This window comes from Enterobacter sp. 18A13 (assembly GCF_007035975.1).
Classification (GTDB): domain Bacteria; phylum Pseudomonadota; class Gammaproteobacteria; order Enterobacterales; family Enterobacteriaceae; genus Enterobacter; species Enterobacter vonholyi.
This window is the reverse complement of record NZ_AP019634.1, coordinates 2,763,268-2,782,957: the sequence shown is the minus strand read 5'-3', so window position 1 is coordinate 2,782,957 and position 19,690 is coordinate 2,763,268. Positions and strand designations below refer to the sequence as shown.

Sequence of the window (19,690 nt, the reverse complement as noted above, 5' to 3'; positions counted from 1 at the left end):
TCTGCGGCAGCTATACTGTTTAAAGGAGGTGCTATGTATCAGCGAATTGAAGGTGGAATGTGGCGTCACGTCTGGGTTGTCAGCGATATACACGGTTGCTACCAGTGGCTTATGGATGAACTTAAACGCCGTCATTTTAATCCGTATGAGGATTTACTTATTTCTGTCGGGGATATGATCGATCGTGGCCCTGATAGCGTTAAATGCCTGCAGTTAATTAATGAAAAATGGTTTCGTGCCGTGCGGGGAAACCATGAGCAAATGGCGCTCGACGGTCTGGATAATAACGATTTTTCTCTCTGGATGATGAATGGCGGAATGTGGTTTTCGCATCTTGAACGCGATCGGCAACAGCTTGCACTGTCGTTGCTTGACGCCTGTCGCGACTTACCGCATATCATCGAGATAACCTGTGCGAACGGTCTTAATGTGATTGCCCATGCTGATTATCCGGCCGCGGAATACCGCTGGCAAAAACCTGTCAGTGACCAGCGCGTCTTATGGAACCGCGATCGGTTGATGGGGTTTATGGTGGGTAAAGGAGAGGGCATCAGCGGCGCGGATCATTTCTGGTTCGGACATACGCCCGTCGACAGAAGGTATGATTTTGACAATCTCCACTACATTGATACGGGTGCCGTATTTGACGGTTACTTTACGCTGGCTCAGCTGCAGTAATAAATAACCCGCCTTCGGGCGGGTTCTCTTTAGGTCAGGCAAGACGCATGACCCAGGCATCGGTTTTACTATCGTAATGCTCACGGTAAAGGACTGAATGTTCGCCATCAAGTATTGCCGGGACGCTGGTGTCTGCATCCCATGCATCAAGCTGCATGCACAAATCCGGGTCGGATTTGCAGGGAATACTTAACGTTCGATCGCCTTGTGCTTCGCCGCGCAGCTCTGCGTCGTCGATCTCAAAAGCGCCAATACGCACGCTGGTTTTCGTCATAGTGCTCTCCGGGTCGGTTGTCAAAAATCTGGTATGACCAGTGTGGCCACCCATTTTTGATCGTAGACAAAGAGAGCAAAATCGCCAGTAAAAAAATGCGCTTTTTATCAATCCGTGCGATCGTTACCGGTAAACAGCCGACCGTCCCGAACCAGCTCGCGTGGATAGCTGTTTTTCAGCCTTGAGCCGACCTTTTTTGCCAGGCCCAGCGGGTATCCCTGATACGTTACAATCACTTCATCGCCTGATGGCGTGCTCTCCGGATAGACATCGCGACCACGGTACCACTCTTCGGCTTCCTGATGCGTCAGGGCAAAGGTATTGTCGCGTCCGGCAAGGGCGATTACGGCCTCATGCTGCCAGCGATACCCTTTATTATGCACTTCCGCCAGGCGGATCCCGATTCGGGAAAAACGGACCTTTCCGATGAGCGGCTCGATCTGTGCCGGGAACAGCCATATCTCTTTATCACGCATCCAGGGGCGCAGGCTCTCATCCCAGACCAGTCCCGCTTTTTTAGCGGCGGCTTCAAGCTGTGCGGTTTCTCGACCTTTAAGGGGGGAAAACGGGAAGTTACCGACCTTGAATTTAGGTGCGGGCAGGGGAGCCACCACCTGCGTTTTACGCAGACGCGCCACAAAGAACCCTTCGCAGTCGTAAATCTGCGGGAAAACATGGAGGAACCCCTCCGGGGTGACAGCCTCCTGTGCTGAGGCGAACAGATCGTCGAGCGGCAGAAACTCGACCGCATCCGGATATTGCGCTTGCAGCCACAGGCAGACATCTTCGTTCTCATCGCGGTTTAAGGTGCACGTCGAATAAACCAGCGTGCCGCCGGGGCGCAGGGCATGGAATGCGCTGTCGATCAGCTCTCGCTGCGTGGCCGCGATCTCAAGGTTGCTCTCAACTGACCAGTTTTTTAACGCATCGGGATCTTTACGCACCACCCCTTCGCCTGAGCAGGGGGCGTCCAGCAGAATGGCGTCGAAGACTTCCGGCAGGGCGGCGCCAAACACACGTCCGTCGAAATGCGTCAGGGCAACATTATGAATACCGCAGCGGCTGATGTTGGCATGCAACACCTTCACGCGGCTGGCGGAAAACTCGTTGGCGAGGATCGCCCCTTGATTACCCATACGGGCGGCAATTTGGGTGGTTTTTGAGCCGGGCGCGGCGGCAACATCCATTACGCGCTCTGGCGAATTGCCATCGGCAAACAGGGCGGCAACCGGCAGCATCGAGCTGGCTTCCTGAATATAGAACAGACCGCTCAGATGTTCAGCGGTACTGCCCAGCGGCAGTGAAGCTTCGTCATCGCGTTCTATCCAGAACCCCTCAGCGCACCACGGTACCGGCGTAAGCTGCCAGCCGTACGGAGCGACCAGCGCCAGAAAATCATCGACGCTGATTTTCAGCGTGTTGACGCGAATACTCCGGCGTAACGGACGCTGGCAGGCGGCGATAAAATCGTCTAACGACAGGTGAGAAGGAAGCGCCTCGCGCATATGCGCCAGGAATTGTTCGGGAAGAAATACGGAGTTTTGAGCCACGGGCACACCACAGGGAAAAATTCAGGTGCGCAGTGTAGCATAAAGGCTCCGGTGCGTTGACACCGGAGCCTGTCAGATTAACGCGGCAGGGCGGTTCCCCATTCGCGCCACTCTTTTGGTTCGCTCTCGAGCAGCAGGAAGTGTTTACCCGGCTGCGCTTTTGGCGCCAGCGGCGTTCCCGGCGGCGTGGCAAACGCGATACCGCCGCGAATGAACTGGTTGAAGGTGCCGGTTTTCACCACGCCTCCCGTCAGGCCAAAGTCCAGCGAATAGCCGGATGCCAGCCAGAATACCGAGTTATTTCGAACCAGGTGCTGGTAACGTTCGCTAATACGTAATGCCACCATCACGCGGTCGGAGAGCGTACCGAGCGTCAGGCCCGTGACCGTACCCACTTCAATACCGCGGAATAGTACCGGAGTGCCGATGTTCAGCGAGCCCGCTTCCGGCACTTCCACCACGATGCTCAGGCCGCCAAGGTAGCGCGAGTCGGTGATCGTGGCTTCCTGCAGCTCGAAATCACGGCGGGCATTGCCCTGGCCTGGCTCAACGTTGATGTACGGCTGCAAAATGGTGTCGAGGTGCTCAACGCCAGCGGCCGAGATCTGCGGCGTGACCACCGAGAAGCGCGAGCCGGTGCGGGCGAAGGTCTGCACATATTCCGGGTAGAGCACGGCAGTGGCCTGCACCTCGTTGCGCGAGGTGATCAGCGTCAGCTTCTGGATCTGCCCGATATCAATGCCCAGATAGCGGATTGGCATGCCTTCCGCCAGCTTGCCGGCATCAAAGGCGTGCAGGGTAATCTGCCCACCCACCGCGCGGGCGGCGGTCTCGGATGGGAAGAGAATACGCTTATCGCCTTTACGCAGATTCGCGCCCGCACCGCTGAGGTTATCGAAGCTAATCGCCCCCCGCAGCGCGCGTGACAGCGGAGAGGCCTGTACGGTTAGCCCGTTACCGTTAAGCTGAACTTTCGCGCCGCCTTCGGCCCAGAAGACGCTGTTTGGCGTCAGCAGCTTGCGGTACTCCGGCTTGATATGCAGTTCGATATCGAACGCGTCCGCACGGGGTCGAACGGTGATCACTTCCCCGACTTCAAACTTGCGATACAGCACCACGGAACCCGCCTGTACGTCCGGCAGCGTCTCGGCGCTTAAGGTCAGCGTGGTGGTAGGAAGATCGCTCAGGCTGTTTTCAACCGCTTTCTCCAGGTTGGCATACAGCGGATAGCTGTCGCGCACGGGGCCTTTATTCCCCGGCAAAATGCGGATACCGCCGTTAACCCATTCGCTGGCGCTGGCGCCGAGGAACTCCACGCCGTCCAGACCCACCTTCACGTCGACGCGACTGTTCACCACGAATTTGCTATCGCCATGCACCAGGTCGCTGTATTGCGGATCGATGGCGACCGAGAAAGTCACGCCATTCGCGGAGAGCTTACGCTCCAGCACCTGACCAACCTGCACGCCGTGTAAAATTAACGGCTGTCCGGCTTCGATACCGTAACTTTCTGGCGCATTCAGCGTGACCGTCACTACGCCCGGCTTTTGCAGCAGGGCTTTATCAGCCGGCGCAATCACGAAGCTATTGCGGGGTTCACCTTCGCCAGGGATGAGCTCAAACGTATTGCCGGTCAACAGCGTGCTGAGGCTGGCATCGTTCAGAGAGAGCTTTGGACTGCGCATTTCGATGCGCGTTTTCTCGCGCAGGAGATCGACCACGCTCGGGTCGACCGTCATTTCGCCGGTGACCGAGCCGCCCGGGTTGAGCGTCATTTTGGTGAGCTGACCAACCTGCAATCCCTGATACATCAGCGGTGTTGAACCCGCTTTTAGCCCTTTAGCATCGGGCAGGGCGAGTTTGACGATCACGCCGCGCTGGCTGTGCGCCAGGTCAGCGTACAATCCAAATGAATCATCAGCGGTGGCAGGGCTTGAGTTTTCCGGGGAGTCAAAGGCAATGGCACCATTAACCAGCGCGGCCAGACTCTCCAGCTTCACTTTCGCACCGCTCAGGCTGAGGTCCGCGTCCACCCCGGACACGTTCCAGAAGCGGCTGCCTTTTTTCACCAGATTGGTGAAGCGACGCTCGATCAGCACGTCAATGGTGACGCCCTGTTTATTTGGGTTGATCGCGTAATCGTACACACGGCCAACCGGGATTTTGCGGAAATAGACCAGTGAGCCACTGTTCAGAGAACCGAGATCCGGCGCCTGCAGATGGATCATTAAATCGCCGTTATTGAGGCGGTACTTCGGCTGTGTATCCAGGGCAACAAAGTGATCCTGCGGCTCTCCTTTACCCGGCATCATGCCAATATAGTTACCGCCCACGAGCGCATCCAGCCCGGACACACCGGCCAGAGAGGCTTTTGGCGTCACCAGCCAGAACTGCGTTTCACTGCGCAGGGCATCCTGCATGTCAGATTTAATACTGACCCGCACCTGAATCTTGTTCAGCCCTTTTCCAAGAGAGATGTCCTGAACCGTACCCACTTCAACCCCCTGGAAGCGAACGGGCGTTCGCCCGGCGACGATGCCGTCGGCGGTCTGGAAATCAATGGTGACGGTGCTACCGCGATCTTCATAGCTCGTCCAGATAAGCCAGCCTGCAATCATCAGGGCGATGACGGGCAGCAACCAGAATGGCGAAATGCGGCGTTTTGTTTTAATTCTCGCTTCAGTCGGCGAAGCGGGGGTTTCCTGACTCATGTGCATCCCAAAGTAAGCGGCTATCCAGCCATTCCACAGCAAGAATAGTCAATATCACCGCAGAGCCGAAATAAAAAGCCGCGGGTCCCATTGTAAAAGCAAGTAACTGGTCGCGATTGATGAGAGACATCATCAGCGAAATTACGAACAAATCTAACATTGACCAGCGGCCAATCCAGGTGACGAATCGCAGAAGCAGAATGCGGGTTCGTAAGCCTTGTTCACACTTTAAGTGAATGCTGATGAGCAGGGTAATCATCACCACCACTTTGGTAAAGGGAACCAGAATACTGGCAATAAAAACGATCGCCGCCACCCCGACATTGCTGTGCGCAAGGGAGATAATCCCGGAGAGGATAGTATCCTCCTGACGTCCGCCATTCACGTAAATGATGGAAATAGGCAGCATATTGGCGGGGATCAGAAACACCAGGGAGGCGATCAGCGCCGCCCAGCATTTTTGCAGGCTGTTGTTTCGACGCAGCCTTAATGGAATGTGGCACCGCGGGCAGCGTCCGCGCGGGTCGGGTAACCCGGTATAGTGGCAACCCAGACAGACGCGCAGATTTTCATCGGGACGGGTGGCGGGGCGCTGCGGGTAAAATCGCTCCCAGAGCTGCTCAACGTTCAGGTGTATCAGCGTCAGGATGCTCAGCAATACCAGACAGATGAAGGCAAAGAGTCCGATGCCGGGCTGCAAAAAGGCATAGTCCTGTACCTTTATTGACGCAACGCCCACGCCGACCAGATAAATATCCAGCATCACCCACTCTTTGAGTTTATCCAGCATCAGCAGCACCGGGCGAAGGTTCATGCCGAGAATATTGCCAAACCAAAGATAGGCAATGGCGGCGACCAGCACCAGCGGCGCACCAACGGTGCAGAACAGCACCATGGCGGCGGTGATGGGATCGCCCTGACGGGTCATCTGCCAGATACCCTGCAGCACGTTGGCGTCAATGCGCACGCCAAGCAGGTAGAGTTTCAGCAGCGGTTCGCTCCAGGCGAAGGGCATCAACAGCAGCATGGTGACGGCCATGGCGGCGAGGCGGGTCAACGACCAGTCGCGACCATCGCGAATTTTAGCGTCGCAGCGAGGACAAAAGGCACTTTGGTGCGATTTCATCTTCGGCAACATAAAAAGCGTATCGCACTGGGGGCAACGCTGATAATGTGCACGAGGCAAAGCTTCGCTTACCGTATGGACAGTTATCTTTCTCGTCGGCGTAATTTTGGTTGTTTTTAAGGCCATCAGCTGCGCACAAATAAGTATTGTTGAAAGTTATAATAACTCATGAACGGATTCATCTTGAGCATGAGCGCATTTAATGCTTATTTTAATAGGCTATGCGGTAAATTTGTAAGACAACTAAGTGATTGAATAATGAACAAAACAGAATTCTACGCGGATCTGAACCGCGATTTTAAGGCATTGATGGCGGGTGAGACCAGCTTCTTAGCCACTCTGGCAAATACTAGCGCATTGCTGTTTGAACGTCTCTCTGACGTAAACTGGGCCGGCTTTTACCTTCTGGAAGGTGAAACGCTGGTGCTCGGTCCTTTCCAGGGCAAACTGGCCTGCGTGCGTATTCCGGTAGGGCGTGGCGTATGCGGCACGGCGGTGGCAGAGAATCAGGTCCAGCGTGTGGAAGATGTCCATGCGTTTGACGGACACATTGCCTGTGATGCTGCCAGTAATTCTGAAATCGTTTTGCCGCTGGTGATCAAAAATCAGATTATTGGCGTTCTGGATATCGACAGTACGGTCTTCAGTCGCTTTACAACCGAGGACGAACAGGGGCTGCGCGAGCTGGTGGCGAATCTGGAAAACGTACTCGCTGCAACCGATTATCAAAAATTCTTTGCGAGCGTCGCAGGATAATCAACGGATAACGTAGCATTTACTGATAGCGTCATTATAATGACGCCTGTTCATGCCTGCGCTTGTTGGCAACGTCCGTTGTAATCAGGAAATTTCATGGAAAATCAACCTAAGTTGAATAGCAGTAAAGAAGTTATCGCATTTCTGGCCGAGCGTTTCCCGCAGTGCTTCAGCGCGGAAGGTGAAGCTCGTCCCCTGAAAGTCGGTATTTTTCAGGATCTGGTGGCGCGTGTTGAAGGGGAAATGAACCTCAGCAAAACTCAGCTGCGTTCCGCCTTACGTCTTTATACTTCGAGCTGGCGTTACCTGTACGGTATCAAACCAGGCGCTACCCGCGTGGACCTCGACGGCAACCCTTGCGGTGAGCTGGACGAGCAGCACGTTGAGCACGCGCGCAAGCAGCTTGAAGAAGCCAAAGCACGCGTTCAGGCACAACGTGCAGAACAGCAGGCGAAAAAACGCGAAGCCGCCGCGGCAAACGGCCAGGAAGAAGCGCCTCGTCGTGAGCGTAAACCACGCCCTGCGCCGCGCCGTAACGATAATAACGATCGCAAACCGCGTGCAGACAAACCAGCAGCAAAAGCCCCGCGTGCCCCTCGTGAAGAGCCGCGCCATACGCCGGTTTCTGACATTAACGCTCTGAGCGTGGGTCAGGCGCTGAAGGTAAAAGCGGGTAACAATGCTATGGACGCCACCGTACTGGAAATCACCAAAGATGGCGTTCGTGTACAGCTGACTTCTGGTATGTCAATGATTGTACGCGCAGAACACTTGTTGTTCTGAAACGGAGGCCAAGCCTGGCATGAACACTTTTTTTAAGCTCACCGCGCTGGCGGGTCTGTTTGCTATAACAGGTCACGCTTTTGCAGTGGACGATATCACGCGTGTTGATCAAATTCCGGTACTCAAGGAAGAGACGCAGCACGCGACGGTGAGCGAGCGCGTGACCTCACGTTTTACCCGCTCGCACTATCGTCAGTTCGATCTCGATCAGGCCTTTTCGGCCAAAATCTTTGACCGCTATCTGAACTTGCTGGATTACAGCCATAACGTTTTGCTCGCCAGCGATGTCGAGCAGTTCGCTAAGCGCAAATCCGAGGTGGGTGACGAGTTGCGTTCAGGCAAGCTGGATCTGTTCTACGATCTCTATAACCTGTCGCAAAAGCGTCGTTTTGAACGCTATCAGTACGCGCTTAAAGTGCTGGAACGTCCAATGGACTTCACCGGCAACGACACCTTTAATCTGGATCGCAGTAAAGCGCCCTGGCCAAAAGATGAAGCCGAGCTGAATGCGCTTTGGGACGGCAAAGTTAAATACGACGAACTGAGCCTCAAGCTGACCGGCAAAGACGAAAAAGAGATCCGTGACACGCTGACGCGTCGTTATAAATTTGCTATTCGTCGTCTGGCGCAGACCAACAGCGAGGATGTTTTCTCACTCGCGATGACCGCCTTTGCGCACGAAATCGATCCGCACACCAACTACCTCTCTCCGCGCAACACTGAGCAGTTCAATACCGAAATGAGCCTGTCTCTGGAAGGTATCGGCGCGGTTCTGCAGATGGACGATGATTACACGGTGATCAATTCAATGGTCGCGGGTGGCCCGGCATCCAAAAGCAAAGCGATTAGCGTAGGCGATCGTATTGTGGGGGTTGGACAAACCGGCCAGAACATGGTCGATGTGATCGGCTGGCGTCTCGATGACGTGGTTGCGCTGATCAAAGGTCCGAAAGGCAGCAAGGTACGTCTGGAAATTCTGCCTGCCGGTAAAGGCACCAAAACCCGTATCGTTACCCTGACCCGCGAGCGTATCCGTCTGGAAGACCGCGCGGTGAAAATGTCGGTGAAAACCGTGGGTAAAGAGAAGGTTGGTGTCCTGGATATTCCTGGCTTCTACGTGGGGCTGACGGACGATGTGAAAGTTCAGCTGCAGAGGCTTGAAAAGCAGAACGTTAGCAGCATCATCATCGACTTGCGCAGTAACGGCGGCGGTGCGCTGACGGAAGCGGTTTCACTCTCTGGCCTGTTCATCCCATCTGGCCCGGTGGTTCAGGTGCGAGATAACAACGGTAAAGTCCGTGAAGATGCCGACAACGACGGTGTGGTCTACTACAAAGGCCCGCTGGTGGTCCTGGTTGACCGCTTCAGTGCCTCCGCGTCTGAGATCTTTGCCGCTGCAATGCAGGACTATGGCCGCGCGCTGATCGTCGGTGAGCCAACCTTCGGGAAAGGCACCGTTCAGCAGTACCGCTCTCTGAATCGTATTTACGATCAGATGCTGCGTCCGGAATGGCCTGCGCTGGGCTCGGTTCAGTACACCATTCAGAAATTCTACCGCGTGAACGGCGGCAGTACGCAGCGTAAGGGCGTCACGCCGGACATCATCATGCCGACTGGCACCCAGGAGACGGAAACCGGCGAGAAGTTTGAAGATAACGCGTTGCCGTGGGACAGCATCAATGCCGCGACTTACGTGAAGGCGGGTGATATGACCCAGTTTGGCCCTGAACTGCTGAAAGCGCATAACGACCGCATCGCGAAGGATCCGGAATTCCAGTACATCATGAAGGATATTGCACGATTCAATGCCCTGAAAGATAAGCGGAATATTGTTTCTCTGAATTACGCACAGCGTGAGAAAGAGAACAACGAAGACGACGCAACTCGCCTGGCGCGTATCAACGATCGCTTCAAGCGCGAAGGTAAGCCTCTTCTCAAGAAACTGGACGATCTGCCAAAAGATTACCAGGAGCCGGATCCGTATCTGGACGAGACGGTGCATATCGCTCTCGACCTGGCGAATCAGGAAAAAGAGAAACCTGCCGTACAGCCCGCTCCGGCAAAATAACCTCCTGACAGGCACAAGAAATTGTGCCTGTTTCTTTTTGTTCTGCATCCTTCCGTCAGTCAGATTTCCAATTGTGTAAAGTTGTGTCTTTCTGGTGACTTACGCCCGTTTGATGCTTGAAAATAGCCGCAATACCCATACGATGTGGGTAATCGCATAGTGCGTTTTGTTAAACTGAGGTAAAAAGAAAATTATGATGCGAATCGCGCTCTTCCTGCTCACCAACCTGGCGGTTATGGTGGTTTTCGGGCTCGTGCTAAGCCTGACAGGAATTCAGTCGAGCAGCGTTCAGGGTCTGTTGATTATGGCGCTGCTGTTTGGTTTTGGTGGCTCGTTCATCTCCCTGCTGATGTCGAAGTGGATGGCACTGAAATCGGTGGGTGGTGAGGTTATTGAACAGCCGCGTAACGATATGGAACAGTGGCTAATGAATACGGTGGCTCAGCAATCCCGTCAGGCAGGGATCGCCATGCCGCAGGTGGCGATTTACCATGCCCCGGACATTAACGCTTTCGCCACGGGCGCCCGTCGTGATGCGTCGCTGGTGGCCGTCAGCACCGGATTGCTGCAGAACATGAGCCGTGACGAAGCCGAAGCGGTTATTGCCCACGAAATCAGCCATATCGCCAACGGTGACATGGTGACCATGACCCTGATTCAGGGCGTGGTAAACACCTTCGTGATCTTCATCTCCCGTATTCTGGCGCAGATCGCGGCAGGCTTTATGGGCGGAAACCGTGACGAAGGTGAAGAGAGCAACGGCAACCCGCTGATCTACTTCGCCGTTTCGATGGTTCTGGAGCTGGTATTCGGTATTCTGGCCAGCATCATCACCATGTGGTTCTCCCGCCACCGTGAATTCCACGCGGATGCCGGCTCGGCGAAGCTGGTTGGTCGTGAGAAGATGATTGCCGCGCTGCAGCGCCTGAAAACCAGCTATGAGCCGCAGGAAGCGAACAGCATGATGGCCTTCTGCATTAACGGTAAGTCCAAATCGCTGAGCGAGCTGTTTATGTCTCACCCGCCGCTGGATAAACGTATTGAAGCGCTGCGCAGTGGGGAATACCTGAAGTAAGGCAAAGAACCCTACTAAGCCGGGCAGGAGAACACTCCGCCCGGCTTTTTTTATGCCTGAACTCTGGGCTGGGTCACACGCAGGCCGCTGACGACCGCCGCGAGCGAGGCAAGGGCTCCCGCGGAGAGAAGCGCAACATGGTTGCCGTTTTGCCCGGCGAGGTTAAACATCAGGGCGACCAGCGCTGCGCCGCTGCTTTGTCCCAGAAGGCGCGCGGTTCCCAGCATGCCGCTGGCACCTCCGCTGCGATGGCGCGGCGCGGAGGTGATGATGGTGTGATTGTTAGGGGACTGGAACAGGCCAAACCCTGCGCCGCACAGGATCATGCGCCAGATGATGTCCAGATCGGTTGGCGATGACGGTAGCAGAGCCAGCGCGAAAAGGCCTGTCGCCATCACCGCAAGCCCCAATGCTCCCAGTAAACCGGCATGGACGCGTTCAATGAGGTAACCTGCCAGCGGCGCCATCACCATTGTCGCCAGCGGCCAGGGGGTTAACAGCAGGCCGGTCTCCACTTCTGAACGGCCTACCACGCTCTGCAAAAAGAAGGGCAGAGAAACCAGGGCCAGCATCTGGGCGCAGAAGGAGCAGACGGACGTGCAAATGGAGAGGGAAAAGAGGGGGATACGCAGCAGGTCAACGGGCAGTAAAGGCACAGGGAGAGTGAGCTGGCGGCGAACAAACAAGAAGCCGATCGCCAGCAGGGCGATAAGCTCCACACCGGTAAGCATCAGGGACTGTCCCTGCGCAAAGCCGCTCAGCGCCGTAATCAGCAGGCCAAAGGTCAGGGCATTCATCACCGCACTCGCCACGTCGAAGCGCGGCATGGTGCTTTTGGGACCGTTAGCGGGTAGAAAGCGCAGGGCAAAGAAGATGGCGACAATACCCAGCGGCACGTTAATGGCGAACAGCCATTGCCATGACGCAACGGAAAGGATCGCCGCCGCAATGGTTGGTCCGGCGGCGGAAGAGACGGCGACAATAAACGAGTTTATCCCCATGCCGCGCCCCAGATGGCGTTGCGGATAAATTAAGCGGATCAACGCCGTGTTTACGCTCATGAGCGCCGCGCCGCCAAAACCTTGCGCAATGCGGGCAAGCGTCAGGGTATGCAGTGAATCTGAAAGGGCGCATAACAACGACGTGAAGGTGAAAACCACCAGACCGCACTGATACACCCGACGGTAACCGAACATATCGCCCAGGAAAGAGAACGAGAGCAGGGAAACCACAATCGCAATCTGATAGGCGTTAACGATCCATATCGAACTGGCGGGAGAGGCGTGCAGGTCGCTGGCGATGGTTGGTAGGGCAACGTTCGCGATTGCGCCGTCAAGGACGGCCATTGAGATACCGATAATGATGGTGGCTATCGCGCCATACCGCAGGGGTAAAGGCAGGCCATCGGAAAGGGTCTTTTCCATTAAGATTAAAAAAGCTCAGCGTGAAATTATTCTCAGGATAACTATTTTAGCATTGCTACAGCCGCGATATGTCGCAGATTTGTAACGAAGTAAACGCGGATTGATTGCAGGTGACATGACGGGAACTTATAATAAAAACCGGTTCTGATTTTTATAAAACACTCTCTATGAGGTGGTAAATGGCTATTGCGGATTTGGATAAACAGCCAGATTCTGTTTCTTCCGTGCTGAAGGTGTTTGGCATCTTACAGGCGCTGGGAGAAGAGCGTGAAATAGGTATTACAGAGTTGTCGCAGCGCGTGATGATGTCTAAAAGCACCGTATATCGCTTTTTGCAAACCATGAAGTCGCTGGGCTATGTCGCCCAGGAAGGCGAATCTGAAAAATATTCTCTGACGCTGAAGCTGTTTGAGCTGGGTGCCCGCGCGCTACAAAATGTTGACCTGATCCGCAGCGCTGATATTCAGATGCGCGAAATCTCTCGTCTGACTAAAGAGACCATCCATCTCGGTGCGCTGGATGAAGACAGCATTGTTTACATCCATAAAATCGACTCCATGTACAATCTGCGCATGTATTCGCGCATTGGTCGTCGCAACCCACTCTACAGTACCGCGATTGGTAAGGTTCTGCTGGCGTGGCGCGATCGTGAGGAAGTGAAGCAGATCCTCGAAGGGGTGGAATACAAGCAAAGTACCTCACGAACCATTACCAGCACAGACGCGCTTTTAACGGTGTTGGATCACGTACGCGAGCAGGGGTATGGCGAAGATAATGAAGAGCAGGAAGAAGGGCTGCGCTGCATCGGCGTTCCGGTGTTTGACCGCTTTGGCGTGGTGATTGCGGGCTTAAGTATCTCCTTCCCGACTTTACGCTTCTCCGAAGAGCGTTTGCATGAGTATGTGGCTATTCTGCACACTGCCGCACGTAAAATTTCTGCACAGATGGGATATCACGAATACCCGTTTTAATCCCTCTTCGGAAAAAAAGCCGCATCTGATGCGGCGTTTTTTTTCATCATAATCAGACTGATTAGCCATTATCAATCACGACGGATGTTTTACGCAGTACAGGGCAGTGGGTTAAGCCAACGATCCCGCTGTCAGTATGCAGATACTGGGCTGTGCTCATTCCTTGTGCTGTTAAATATTTACACTGAATGCCTAACCCGGCTGCGTTTTCGGTGCTCCCCACGAGCACGCCATAGCCCGATAACAGAAGGCCAATCCAGACAAGGGCGAGTACAATAATTGTTCGAACAATAAAGCGCATCATTACCTCTTTTATCGTTGTTATCGTAATGCTAGCGTAATGTGTTTACGTGATGAAACAAGTGCATGATTCTGAAAAAAAGCGTGATAGAGGCATAGTTAGTCCTTGTTTAAGATAAGCGTGATAACCTCGCTGCATCAGGTTTTAAGACGGAGTGTGGAGTGAAAAAAATACGCTGGGTGATTCTGGTTATCGTGCTGATCGCGTGCGTGGTGTTATGGACGCAGACGATCAATGTGATGTGCGATCAGGATGTACAGTTTTTTAGCGGCGTTTGCGCAATCAACAAGTTTATTCCGTGGTAAGAGACATTTTTTCTCAACGTGATTTCCTTCCTTCGCGCCAGTGGTAAAATAGACGTTTTTATTGAGGTGGTGAAATGGGTGAGTTACTGAATTCAGGGCTGCTGAATATAGCATCCCTGATGATTTCTTTGGTTGTTCTGCTCGTGGGTCTGGTCATTTGGTTTTTCGTGAACCGAGCCAGCTCCCGGACTAACGAGCAGATCGAACTGCTGGAAGCGCTGCTCGATCAGCAAAAACGTCAGAATGCGCTGCTCCGTCGTCTGTGTGAGGCTAACGAACCGGAAGAGAAAGACGCGCCGAAAGACGCGGTCGTCGAAGAAAACAAAGACGAAGATGACTTTATCCGCCTGGTGGCTGAGCGTTAATCTTTTTGTCCTGGGAGGTGGCTGTGGTCTGGAAAAACCCCTGGTATGACCCCTCCCTGAAACATCATACCCCGAACGGTTTTCGTAATATTCTCCCTGTCGGACATCAACCCGGCGACATTGACCGTTGGCGTAAAGCGCGTAAAGAGGCCGGTTTACCGAAACCACCTGCGCTGGGTTATGAAGATTTTATCCAACATTGGTGGCAACCTGTAGAGCTCACGCAACCTCATGGAGATGGGGTGTGGTGGCTCGGACACGCGAGCGTGTTGCTGCAGCTGGACGGTAATATCATCCTTACCGATCCGGTGTTTTCACGGCGCGCTTCTCCGCTCCCTTTCCTGGGACCACAGCGCAAAACGCCTCCCGTACTGTCTGTCGAGCAACTTCATCAGCTTGATGCGGTCGTCATCTCCCATAATCATTACGATCATCTTGATGACGCGACCATTCGCCGAATTCTCAAGCGCTTTCCCGACGTTAGTGTTTTTGTTCCCCTGGGTCTGGGAGACTGGTTTCGTCGTCGGGGAACAAAGCGCGTAGTTGAGCTTGACTGGTGGCAGAGTTTCACCTGGCAGGGGATGACGCTGACCGCCGTACCGGCACAGCACTGGAGCATGCGCACGCCATGGAACCGCAATCGTTCCTTGTGGTGCGGCTGGGTGATGGAAGGACGGCATCACCGTTTCTGGTTCAGCGGTGATACCGGCTATTCACCTGAGCTGTTGTTGATTCCTGAACGCCTGGGCCAGATAGATGCTGCCGCCTTACCGATTGGTGCCTATGCCCCACGATGGTTCATGGCTGTCCATCATATGGATCCGCAATCTGCGGTGGCATTGTGGCAGCAGCTGGGCTGTCCACTGACGTTTCCCATCCACTGGGGCGTATTTGAACTGGCAGATGAAGCGCTAGATGAACCTGTGCAGGAGTTAACTAACGCGCTCGATAATTTAGCACCAGTTAATCATTCTTTCAGGATACTGAAAATTGGTGAATATTTATCCTTATAAACCAAGCGTTAAATTGTTGCATATATTCTTGATGTAAACGCTCGCAGGAATGTTTTATTTTTATCGAAACGTTTTGCTTGCCTTCTTTTGATGCAGAGTCATAAAAATTTCATTATTTTGGTGCATAACGCTGTTTATTAACTGGTGCATTTTAATACAGACGGAAGTGGTTTTTTAACAGTGTTTTTTCTCTGAAACAATTTGGTCGCGTTACAATGATTTAAGCATAAGTTTTCACAAATTGTTCTAACTCAATCAAGACGTAAGATTTCTTTTCCCGGTTGCTGGACGGTTCGTAATGATTGAGCTATGTTAAAAAAGTCTTAGATTACAGCGGTTGTGCAAGCAATGCTGGGTCTTTGTTACGCAGCAGGGCTGTCTGTACATGATGCGCATAATTGTGCAAAACCTGACAGGCACTGTTCGAATTTGTGCGGCGGATCGAGACATGTTTAAAAATGGCTTGCCATATTAAACATAGTGTGTGATAACACGTTTTGGGTCAAACGAGGTACAGTTCTGTTTATGTGTGGCATTTTCAGTAAAGAAGTCCTGAGTAAACACGTTGTCGTTGAATACCGCTTCTCTGCCGAACCTTATATTAGTGCCTCATGCAGTAATGTCTCAGTTTTATCTCAGTTAATGCCTGCGGGCTAAGAAAACACTCTAAGGAATTTTGCAAAATGGCAAAGATTAAAGGTCAAGTTAAGTGGTTCAACGAGTCTAAAGGTTTTGGTTTCATTACTCCTGCTGACGGCAGCAAAGACGTGTTCGTACACTTCTCTGCAATCCAGGGTAACGGCTTCAAAACTCTGGCTGAAGGCCAGAACGTTGAGTTCGAAATTCAGGACGGCCAGAAAGGCCCAGCTGCAGTTAACGTAACTGCTATCTGATCGAACCGCTGCTGACTGAAGCGCTTAGCACTTCACTCTCAGACATAAAGCCTCGCATACCGCGGGGCTTTTTTATGTCCCTTATCTTTCAAAATATTACCATTCGCGGTCTTGTTAGTAACTTGTTGCAAAGCTGCGAGGTTAGTAGCACTGTTTTGCCACCCATAACGCATCTTTTCCCGTTAAATCAGGGCGTTGTTTTACAGTCCTGGGGTTCAGGTGAAGAAGAAAATGATTACGACCGCTGGCAATTTCACGCCGGCGCGTTTTGCACTGCTCTGCTTAGCGATTTTTTGTAGTCTGGCTTTTTTGCTGGGCCGTGTTGCCTGGCTGCAAATCATCAAGCCTGACAATCTGGTAAAGCAGGAAGATATGCGATCCCTCCGCCAGCTGACGATTGATGCGCCGCGCGGCATGATAATGGATCGCGCAGGTCGACCCCTGGCGGTGAGCGTGCCCGTCCGGGCCGTCTGGGCCGATCCTAAAACGGTGCTGGCAAAAGGGGGAGTTGGCGTTGATGAACGCTGGCAGGCGTTGGCAAATGCGCTGCATCTCTCCCTGGGCACACTCTCGGCGCGAATTAACGCCAACCCGCAGGGGCGTTTTATTTATCTTGCCCGCCAGGTCGATCCCGCACAGGCAAAGTGGATCGATAAGCTGAATCTGCCCGGCATCAATTTACGTGATGAATCCCGCCGTTTTTATCCTGCAGGCCATGTGGCAGCGAACCTGATTGGCTTCACCAATATTGACGGGCAGGGCATTGAAGGCGTGGAAAAAAGCTTTAACGCGCAGCTGATCGGCAAGGCCGGAGTTCGGCAGGTAAGGGAAGACCGCTACGGTCGCGTGGTTGAAAACCTGACGGAAGTGGCACCCTCGCCAGCGCATAACATTCAGTTGAGTATTGACGAGCGGCTGCAGACCATTACTGAAGATGCGCTCGATAATGCCGTGGCCTGGAACAAGGCCGAGTCGGGAGCATCGGTACTCATCAATATCCCAACCGGGGAAATACTCGCGATGGCGAGCTATCCAGATTTCAATCCCAATAATCGGGAAGGTGCGACGATAAATGATTTTCGCAACCGCGCGATCAGCGACACGTTCGAGCCCGGTTCGACCGTCAAGCCGCTGGTACTGATGACGGCCCTGCAGCAGGGTCTGGTTCAGCCCGACAGCGTGATTGACACTCATCCGTATACCCTTGACGGGCATCGTATCCGCGATGTGGGCTATTATCCTGAACTGACGATGACCGGGATCCTGCAAAAATCGAGCGACACCGGCGTGTCCCGACTTTCGCTGGCGATGCCTGTCCAGCATCTTATTGATACCTATCGAAACTTTGGTTTTGGTACGAATACGGGGCTTGGCTTAACGGGGGAGAGCGCGGGGCTACTGCCCCAGCGTAAATACTGGAGTCAGCTCGACCGGGCGACCTTTGCCTTCGGCTACGGGCTGATGGTAACGCCGCTCCAGCTGGCTCACGTCTACGCCACGATTGGCGGCTTCGGGCTCGAGCGACCTCTTTCGATTACGCGTATCGATCCACCCGTTATCGGGCACCGCGTCATGCCGGAAGAGATTGCGCACGAGGTGGAGCACATGATGGAGAGCGTCGCGCTGCCCGGCGGCGGGGGCGTGAAGGCGGCCGTTCGTGATTACCGGGTGGCGGTGAAAACCGGTACGGCGAAGAAAATTGACGATAGCGGGAAGTACGTCGATAAATACGTCGCCTATACTGCCGGCGTTGCGCCTGCCAGCGATCCGCGATTTGCCCTGGTGGTGGTCATTAACGATCCGCAAAATGGCGCCTACTACGGCGGGGCCGTCTCCGCGCCTGTCTTCAGTGAAATTATGGGTAACGTGCTGCGTCTGGAAAATGTGAAACCTGACGGGCTACCGGCGGGTTCCGATCACCTGATCGTTATGCGTTAACCGGGCGTTTATAACCAGGGCGAATAGCGGTACACTTCGCCCTTTGATTATGCTCCGGAGTCACCATGTCCTTCAGCTGTCCTCTTTGCCACGCGCCCCTGACGCACTCAGATAAAAGTTATACCTGTCCGCAGGGGCATCAGTTTGATATGGCAAAAGAAGGCTATGTGAATCTTTTGCCGGTGCAGCATAAGCGTTCCCGCGATCCAGGCGACAGTGCAGAGATGATGCAGGCGCGTCGCGCGTTTCTTGATGCCGGGCACTATCTGCCGCTGCGGGAGGCCGTCGCGCATATGGTGAATGACATACTGCCTGCTTCAGCCACCGCCGTGCTGGATATCGGCTGTGGGGAAGGGTACTACACCGCACGATTTGCAGAGGTTGCCCGTGATAAGGGTCTAAACACATTCGGTCTGGACGTGTCGAAAGTGGCCATTCGTGCGGCGGCAAAGCGTTACGCGGAAGTGATGTTCTGCGTGGCATCCAGCCACCGACTGCCGTTTGATGATGCCAGCATGGATGCTGTTATCCGCATTTACGCGCCCTGCAAAGCGGAAGAACTGGCTCGCGTGGTGAAACCGGGCGGATGGGTTATCACCGTGACGCCGGGCCCGCGCCATCTGATGGAGCTGAAAGGTCTGATCTACGACGAAGTACGTCTGCATGCCCCTCATTCTGAACAGCTGGCCGGTTTTAGCCTGAAGCAGGAGCAAACCGTGGCGTATGATATGTCGCTCACAGGGGAAGAGGCCACCGCGTTGCTGCAGATGACGCCGTTCGCATGGCGGGCAAAACCGGAAGTATGGGGAACGTTAGCTGCACACACAATATTTCACTGCCAGACGGATTTCAGCATCCACGTCTGGCAGCGCGAAGATTAACCGGCGAAGTGTGCCCAGAGGATCTGGGCACCAATGCCAATGAGCACAATCCCGCCCAGGATCTCTGCGCGTTTACCCAACAACGGGCCGATAAACCGTCCGACCATCATGCCCAGCGTGGACATAATCAGGGTTGCACAGCCAATGGCCAGCGCGGTGGCGATAATATTGACCTGCAGGAATGCCAGACCGACACCGACGGCCATCGCATCAAGGCTGGTGGCAATTGCCGTGGTGACCAGTAGCCAGAATCCGTGGCGCTGCTGCGGCTCCTCGTCATCTTCATCACCGCCGCGAAAACCTTCAATGACCATTCGGCCTCCGAGGAACACCAGCAGGACGAAGGCAATCCAGTGGTTCCACTCCAGCACGAACTGGCTGGCGAGCATGCCAAGTCCCCAGCCGATAAGCGGGGTCAGCGTTTCGATCGCACCAAAAATCAGGCCGGTACGCAGGGCTTCTGAGAATTTAGGTTTGTGAAGCGTGGCGCCTTTTCCGATGGATGCAGCAAATGCGTCCATGGACATGCCAAAAGCGAGGAGGATCGTAGCGGAGATATTCATAACAGCGTCCAGACC

19 protein-coding genes and 1 pseudogene are annotated in these 19,690 nt (G+C 54.0%); 13 read left to right on the top strand and 7 right to left on the bottom strand.

What is annotated here, in order from left to right; genetic code table 11:
* Positions 1–33: 33 nt before the first annotated feature.
* Positions 34–678 carry a protein-serine/threonine phosphatase gene (gene pphA, locus FOY93_RS13540; RefSeq protein WP_111964804.1) on the top strand — a complete coding sequence of 215 codons (645 nt, stop codon included), beginning with the start codon at positions 34–36 and terminating at the stop codon, positions 676–678.
* Positions 679–712: 34 nt separating this feature from the next.
* Here the strand turns inward: pphA and FOY93_RS13535 are convergent, their stop codons facing one another.
* From FOY93_RS13535 to yebS, 4 genes are all read right to left on the bottom strand, one after another.
* Positions 713–952 carry a YebV family protein gene (locus FOY93_RS13535; RefSeq protein ID WP_008500472.1) on the bottom strand — a complete coding sequence of 80 codons (240 nt, stop codon included), beginning with the start codon at positions 950–952 and terminating at the stop codon, positions 713–715.
* A 107-nt stretch (positions 953–1,059) separates the two neighbouring features.
* On the bottom strand, positions 1,060–2,502 hold the full coding sequence (gene rsmF, locus FOY93_RS13530; RefSeq protein WP_133294681.1) for a 16S rRNA (cytosine(1407)-C(5))-methyltransferase RsmF: 1,443 nt from the start codon (positions 2,500–2,502) through the stop codon (positions 1,060–1,062).
* A gap of 77 nt (positions 2,503–2,579) precedes the next feature.
* The gene (locus tag FOY93_RS13525; protein ID WP_168708035.1) at positions 2,580–5,213 is read right to left on the bottom strand and encodes a PqiB family protein; all 2,634 of its coding nucleotides are present in this window, start codon (positions 5,211–5,213) and stop codon (positions 2,580–2,582) included.
* Positions 5,182–6,465: a membrane integrity lipid transport subunit YebS gene (yebS, locus tag FOY93_RS13520; protein WP_045908227.1), complete on the bottom strand. Its 1,284-nt coding sequence runs from the start codon at positions 6,463–6,465 to the stop codon at positions 5,182–5,184. The genes FOY93_RS13525 and yebS overlap by 32 nt, the downstream gene beginning before the upstream one ends.
* Before the next feature lie 132 nt (positions 6,466–6,597).
* On the opposite strand from yebS, the gene FOY93_RS13515 reads away from it, so the two are divergent.
* The 4 genes from FOY93_RS13515 (at position 6,598) to htpX (ending at position 11,021) form a co-directional block, all read left to right on the top strand.
* Positions 6,598–7,095 (top strand): GAF domain-containing protein, encoded by a 498-nt coding sequence (locus FOY93_RS13515; RefSeq protein WP_133294679.1) that lies wholly within the window; start codon positions 6,598–6,600, stop codon positions 7,093–7,095.
* A gap of 96 nt (positions 7,096–7,191) precedes the next feature.
* Positions 7,192–7,878, top strand: a complete 687-nt coding sequence (gene proQ, locus FOY93_RS13510; RefSeq protein ID WP_028018656.1) for an RNA chaperone ProQ — start codon at positions 7,192–7,194, stop codon at positions 7,876–7,878.
* 19 nt (positions 7,879–7,897) lie between these two features.
* Positions 7,898–9,946 (top strand): carboxy terminal-processing peptidase, encoded by a 2,049-nt coding sequence (prc, locus tag FOY93_RS13505; RefSeq protein ID WP_127731432.1) that lies wholly within the window; start codon positions 7,898–7,900, stop codon positions 9,944–9,946.
* 193 nt (positions 9,947–10,139) lie between these two features.
* A complete protein-coding gene (htpX, locus tag FOY93_RS13500) occupies positions 10,140–11,021 on the top strand; it encodes a protease HtpX (RefSeq protein WP_014884290.1) in 882 nt (293 codons plus the stop codon).
* Positions 11,022–11,071: 50 nt separating this feature from the next.
* Here htpX and FOY93_RS13495 read toward each other — a convergent pair whose 3' ends face one another.
* Positions 11,072–12,445 (bottom strand): MFS transporter, encoded by a 1,374-nt coding sequence (locus FOY93_RS13495; RefSeq protein ID WP_133294678.1) that lies wholly within the window; start codon positions 12,443–12,445, stop codon positions 11,072–11,074.
* A 179-nt stretch (positions 12,446–12,624) separates the two neighbouring features.
* Here FOY93_RS13495 and kdgR point away from each other — a divergent pair, with 179 nt between their 5' ends.
* Positions 12,625–13,416: a DNA-binding transcriptional regulator KdgR gene (gene kdgR / locus FOY93_RS13490; RefSeq protein WP_111964800.1), complete on the top strand. Its 792-nt coding sequence runs from the start codon at positions 12,625–12,627 to the stop codon at positions 13,414–13,416.
* Between the two features lie 61 nt (positions 13,417–13,477).
* Here kdgR and FOY93_RS13485 read toward each other — a convergent pair whose 3' ends face one another.
* Positions 13,478–13,717 (bottom strand): YobH family protein, encoded by a 240-nt coding sequence (locus FOY93_RS13485; RefSeq protein WP_111964799.1) that lies wholly within the window; start codon positions 13,715–13,717, stop codon positions 13,478–13,480.
* Positions 13,718–13,878: 161 nt separating this feature from the next.
* On the opposite strand from FOY93_RS13485, the gene mgrB reads away from it, so the two are divergent.
* The 7 genes and pseudogenes from mgrB (at position 13,879) to rlmA (ending at position 19,112) form a co-directional block, all read left to right on the top strand.
* Entirely contained in the window at positions 13,879–14,022 is a 144-nt protein-coding gene (gene mgrB / locus FOY93_RS13480) for a PhoP/PhoQ regulatory lipoprotein MgrB (protein WP_013096124.1), read from the top strand.
* 74 nt (positions 14,023–14,096) lie between these two features.
* Entirely contained in the window at positions 14,097–14,387 is a 291-nt protein-coding gene (locus tag FOY93_RS13475) for a YebO family protein (protein WP_111964798.1), read from the top strand.
* Positions 14,388–14,410: 23 nt separating this feature from the next.
* A complete protein-coding gene (locus FOY93_RS13470; protein WP_143345258.1) occupies positions 14,411–15,400 on the top strand; it encodes an MBL fold metallo-hydrolase in 990 nt (329 codons plus the stop codon).
* A gap of 525 nt (positions 15,401–15,925) precedes the next feature.
* A pseudogene (locus FOY93_RS13465) lies at positions 15,926–16,070 on the top strand (DUF2627 domain-containing protein).
* Positions 16,071–16,083: 13 nt separating this feature from the next.
* Positions 16,084–16,293: a transcription antiterminator/RNA stability regulator CspE gene (cspE, locus tag FOY93_RS13460; RefSeq protein WP_001062678.1), complete on the top strand. Its 210-nt coding sequence runs from the start codon at positions 16,084–16,086 to the stop codon at positions 16,291–16,293.
* A 231-nt stretch (positions 16,294–16,524) separates the two neighbouring features.
* Positions 16,525–18,231, top strand: coding sequence for a peptidoglycan glycosyltransferase FtsI (gene ftsI / locus FOY93_RS13455; RefSeq protein ID WP_143345257.1), 1,707 nt, complete (start codon positions 16,525–16,527; stop codon positions 18,229–18,231).
* Between the two features lie 65 nt (positions 18,232–18,296).
* Positions 18,297–19,112, top strand: a complete 816-nt coding sequence (gene rlmA / locus FOY93_RS13450) for a 23S rRNA (guanine(745)-N(1))-methyltransferase (protein ID WP_133294675.1) — start codon at positions 18,297–18,299, stop codon at positions 19,110–19,112.
* Here rlmA and mntP read toward each other — a convergent pair.
* Positions 19,109–19,675: a manganese efflux pump MntP gene (mntP, locus tag FOY93_RS13445; protein WP_127731419.1), complete on the bottom strand. Its 567-nt coding sequence runs from the start codon at positions 19,673–19,675 to the stop codon at positions 19,109–19,111. The two genes, rlmA and mntP, sit on opposite strands and share 4 nt — an antisense overlap.
* Positions 19,676–19,690 lie beyond the last annotated feature (15 nt).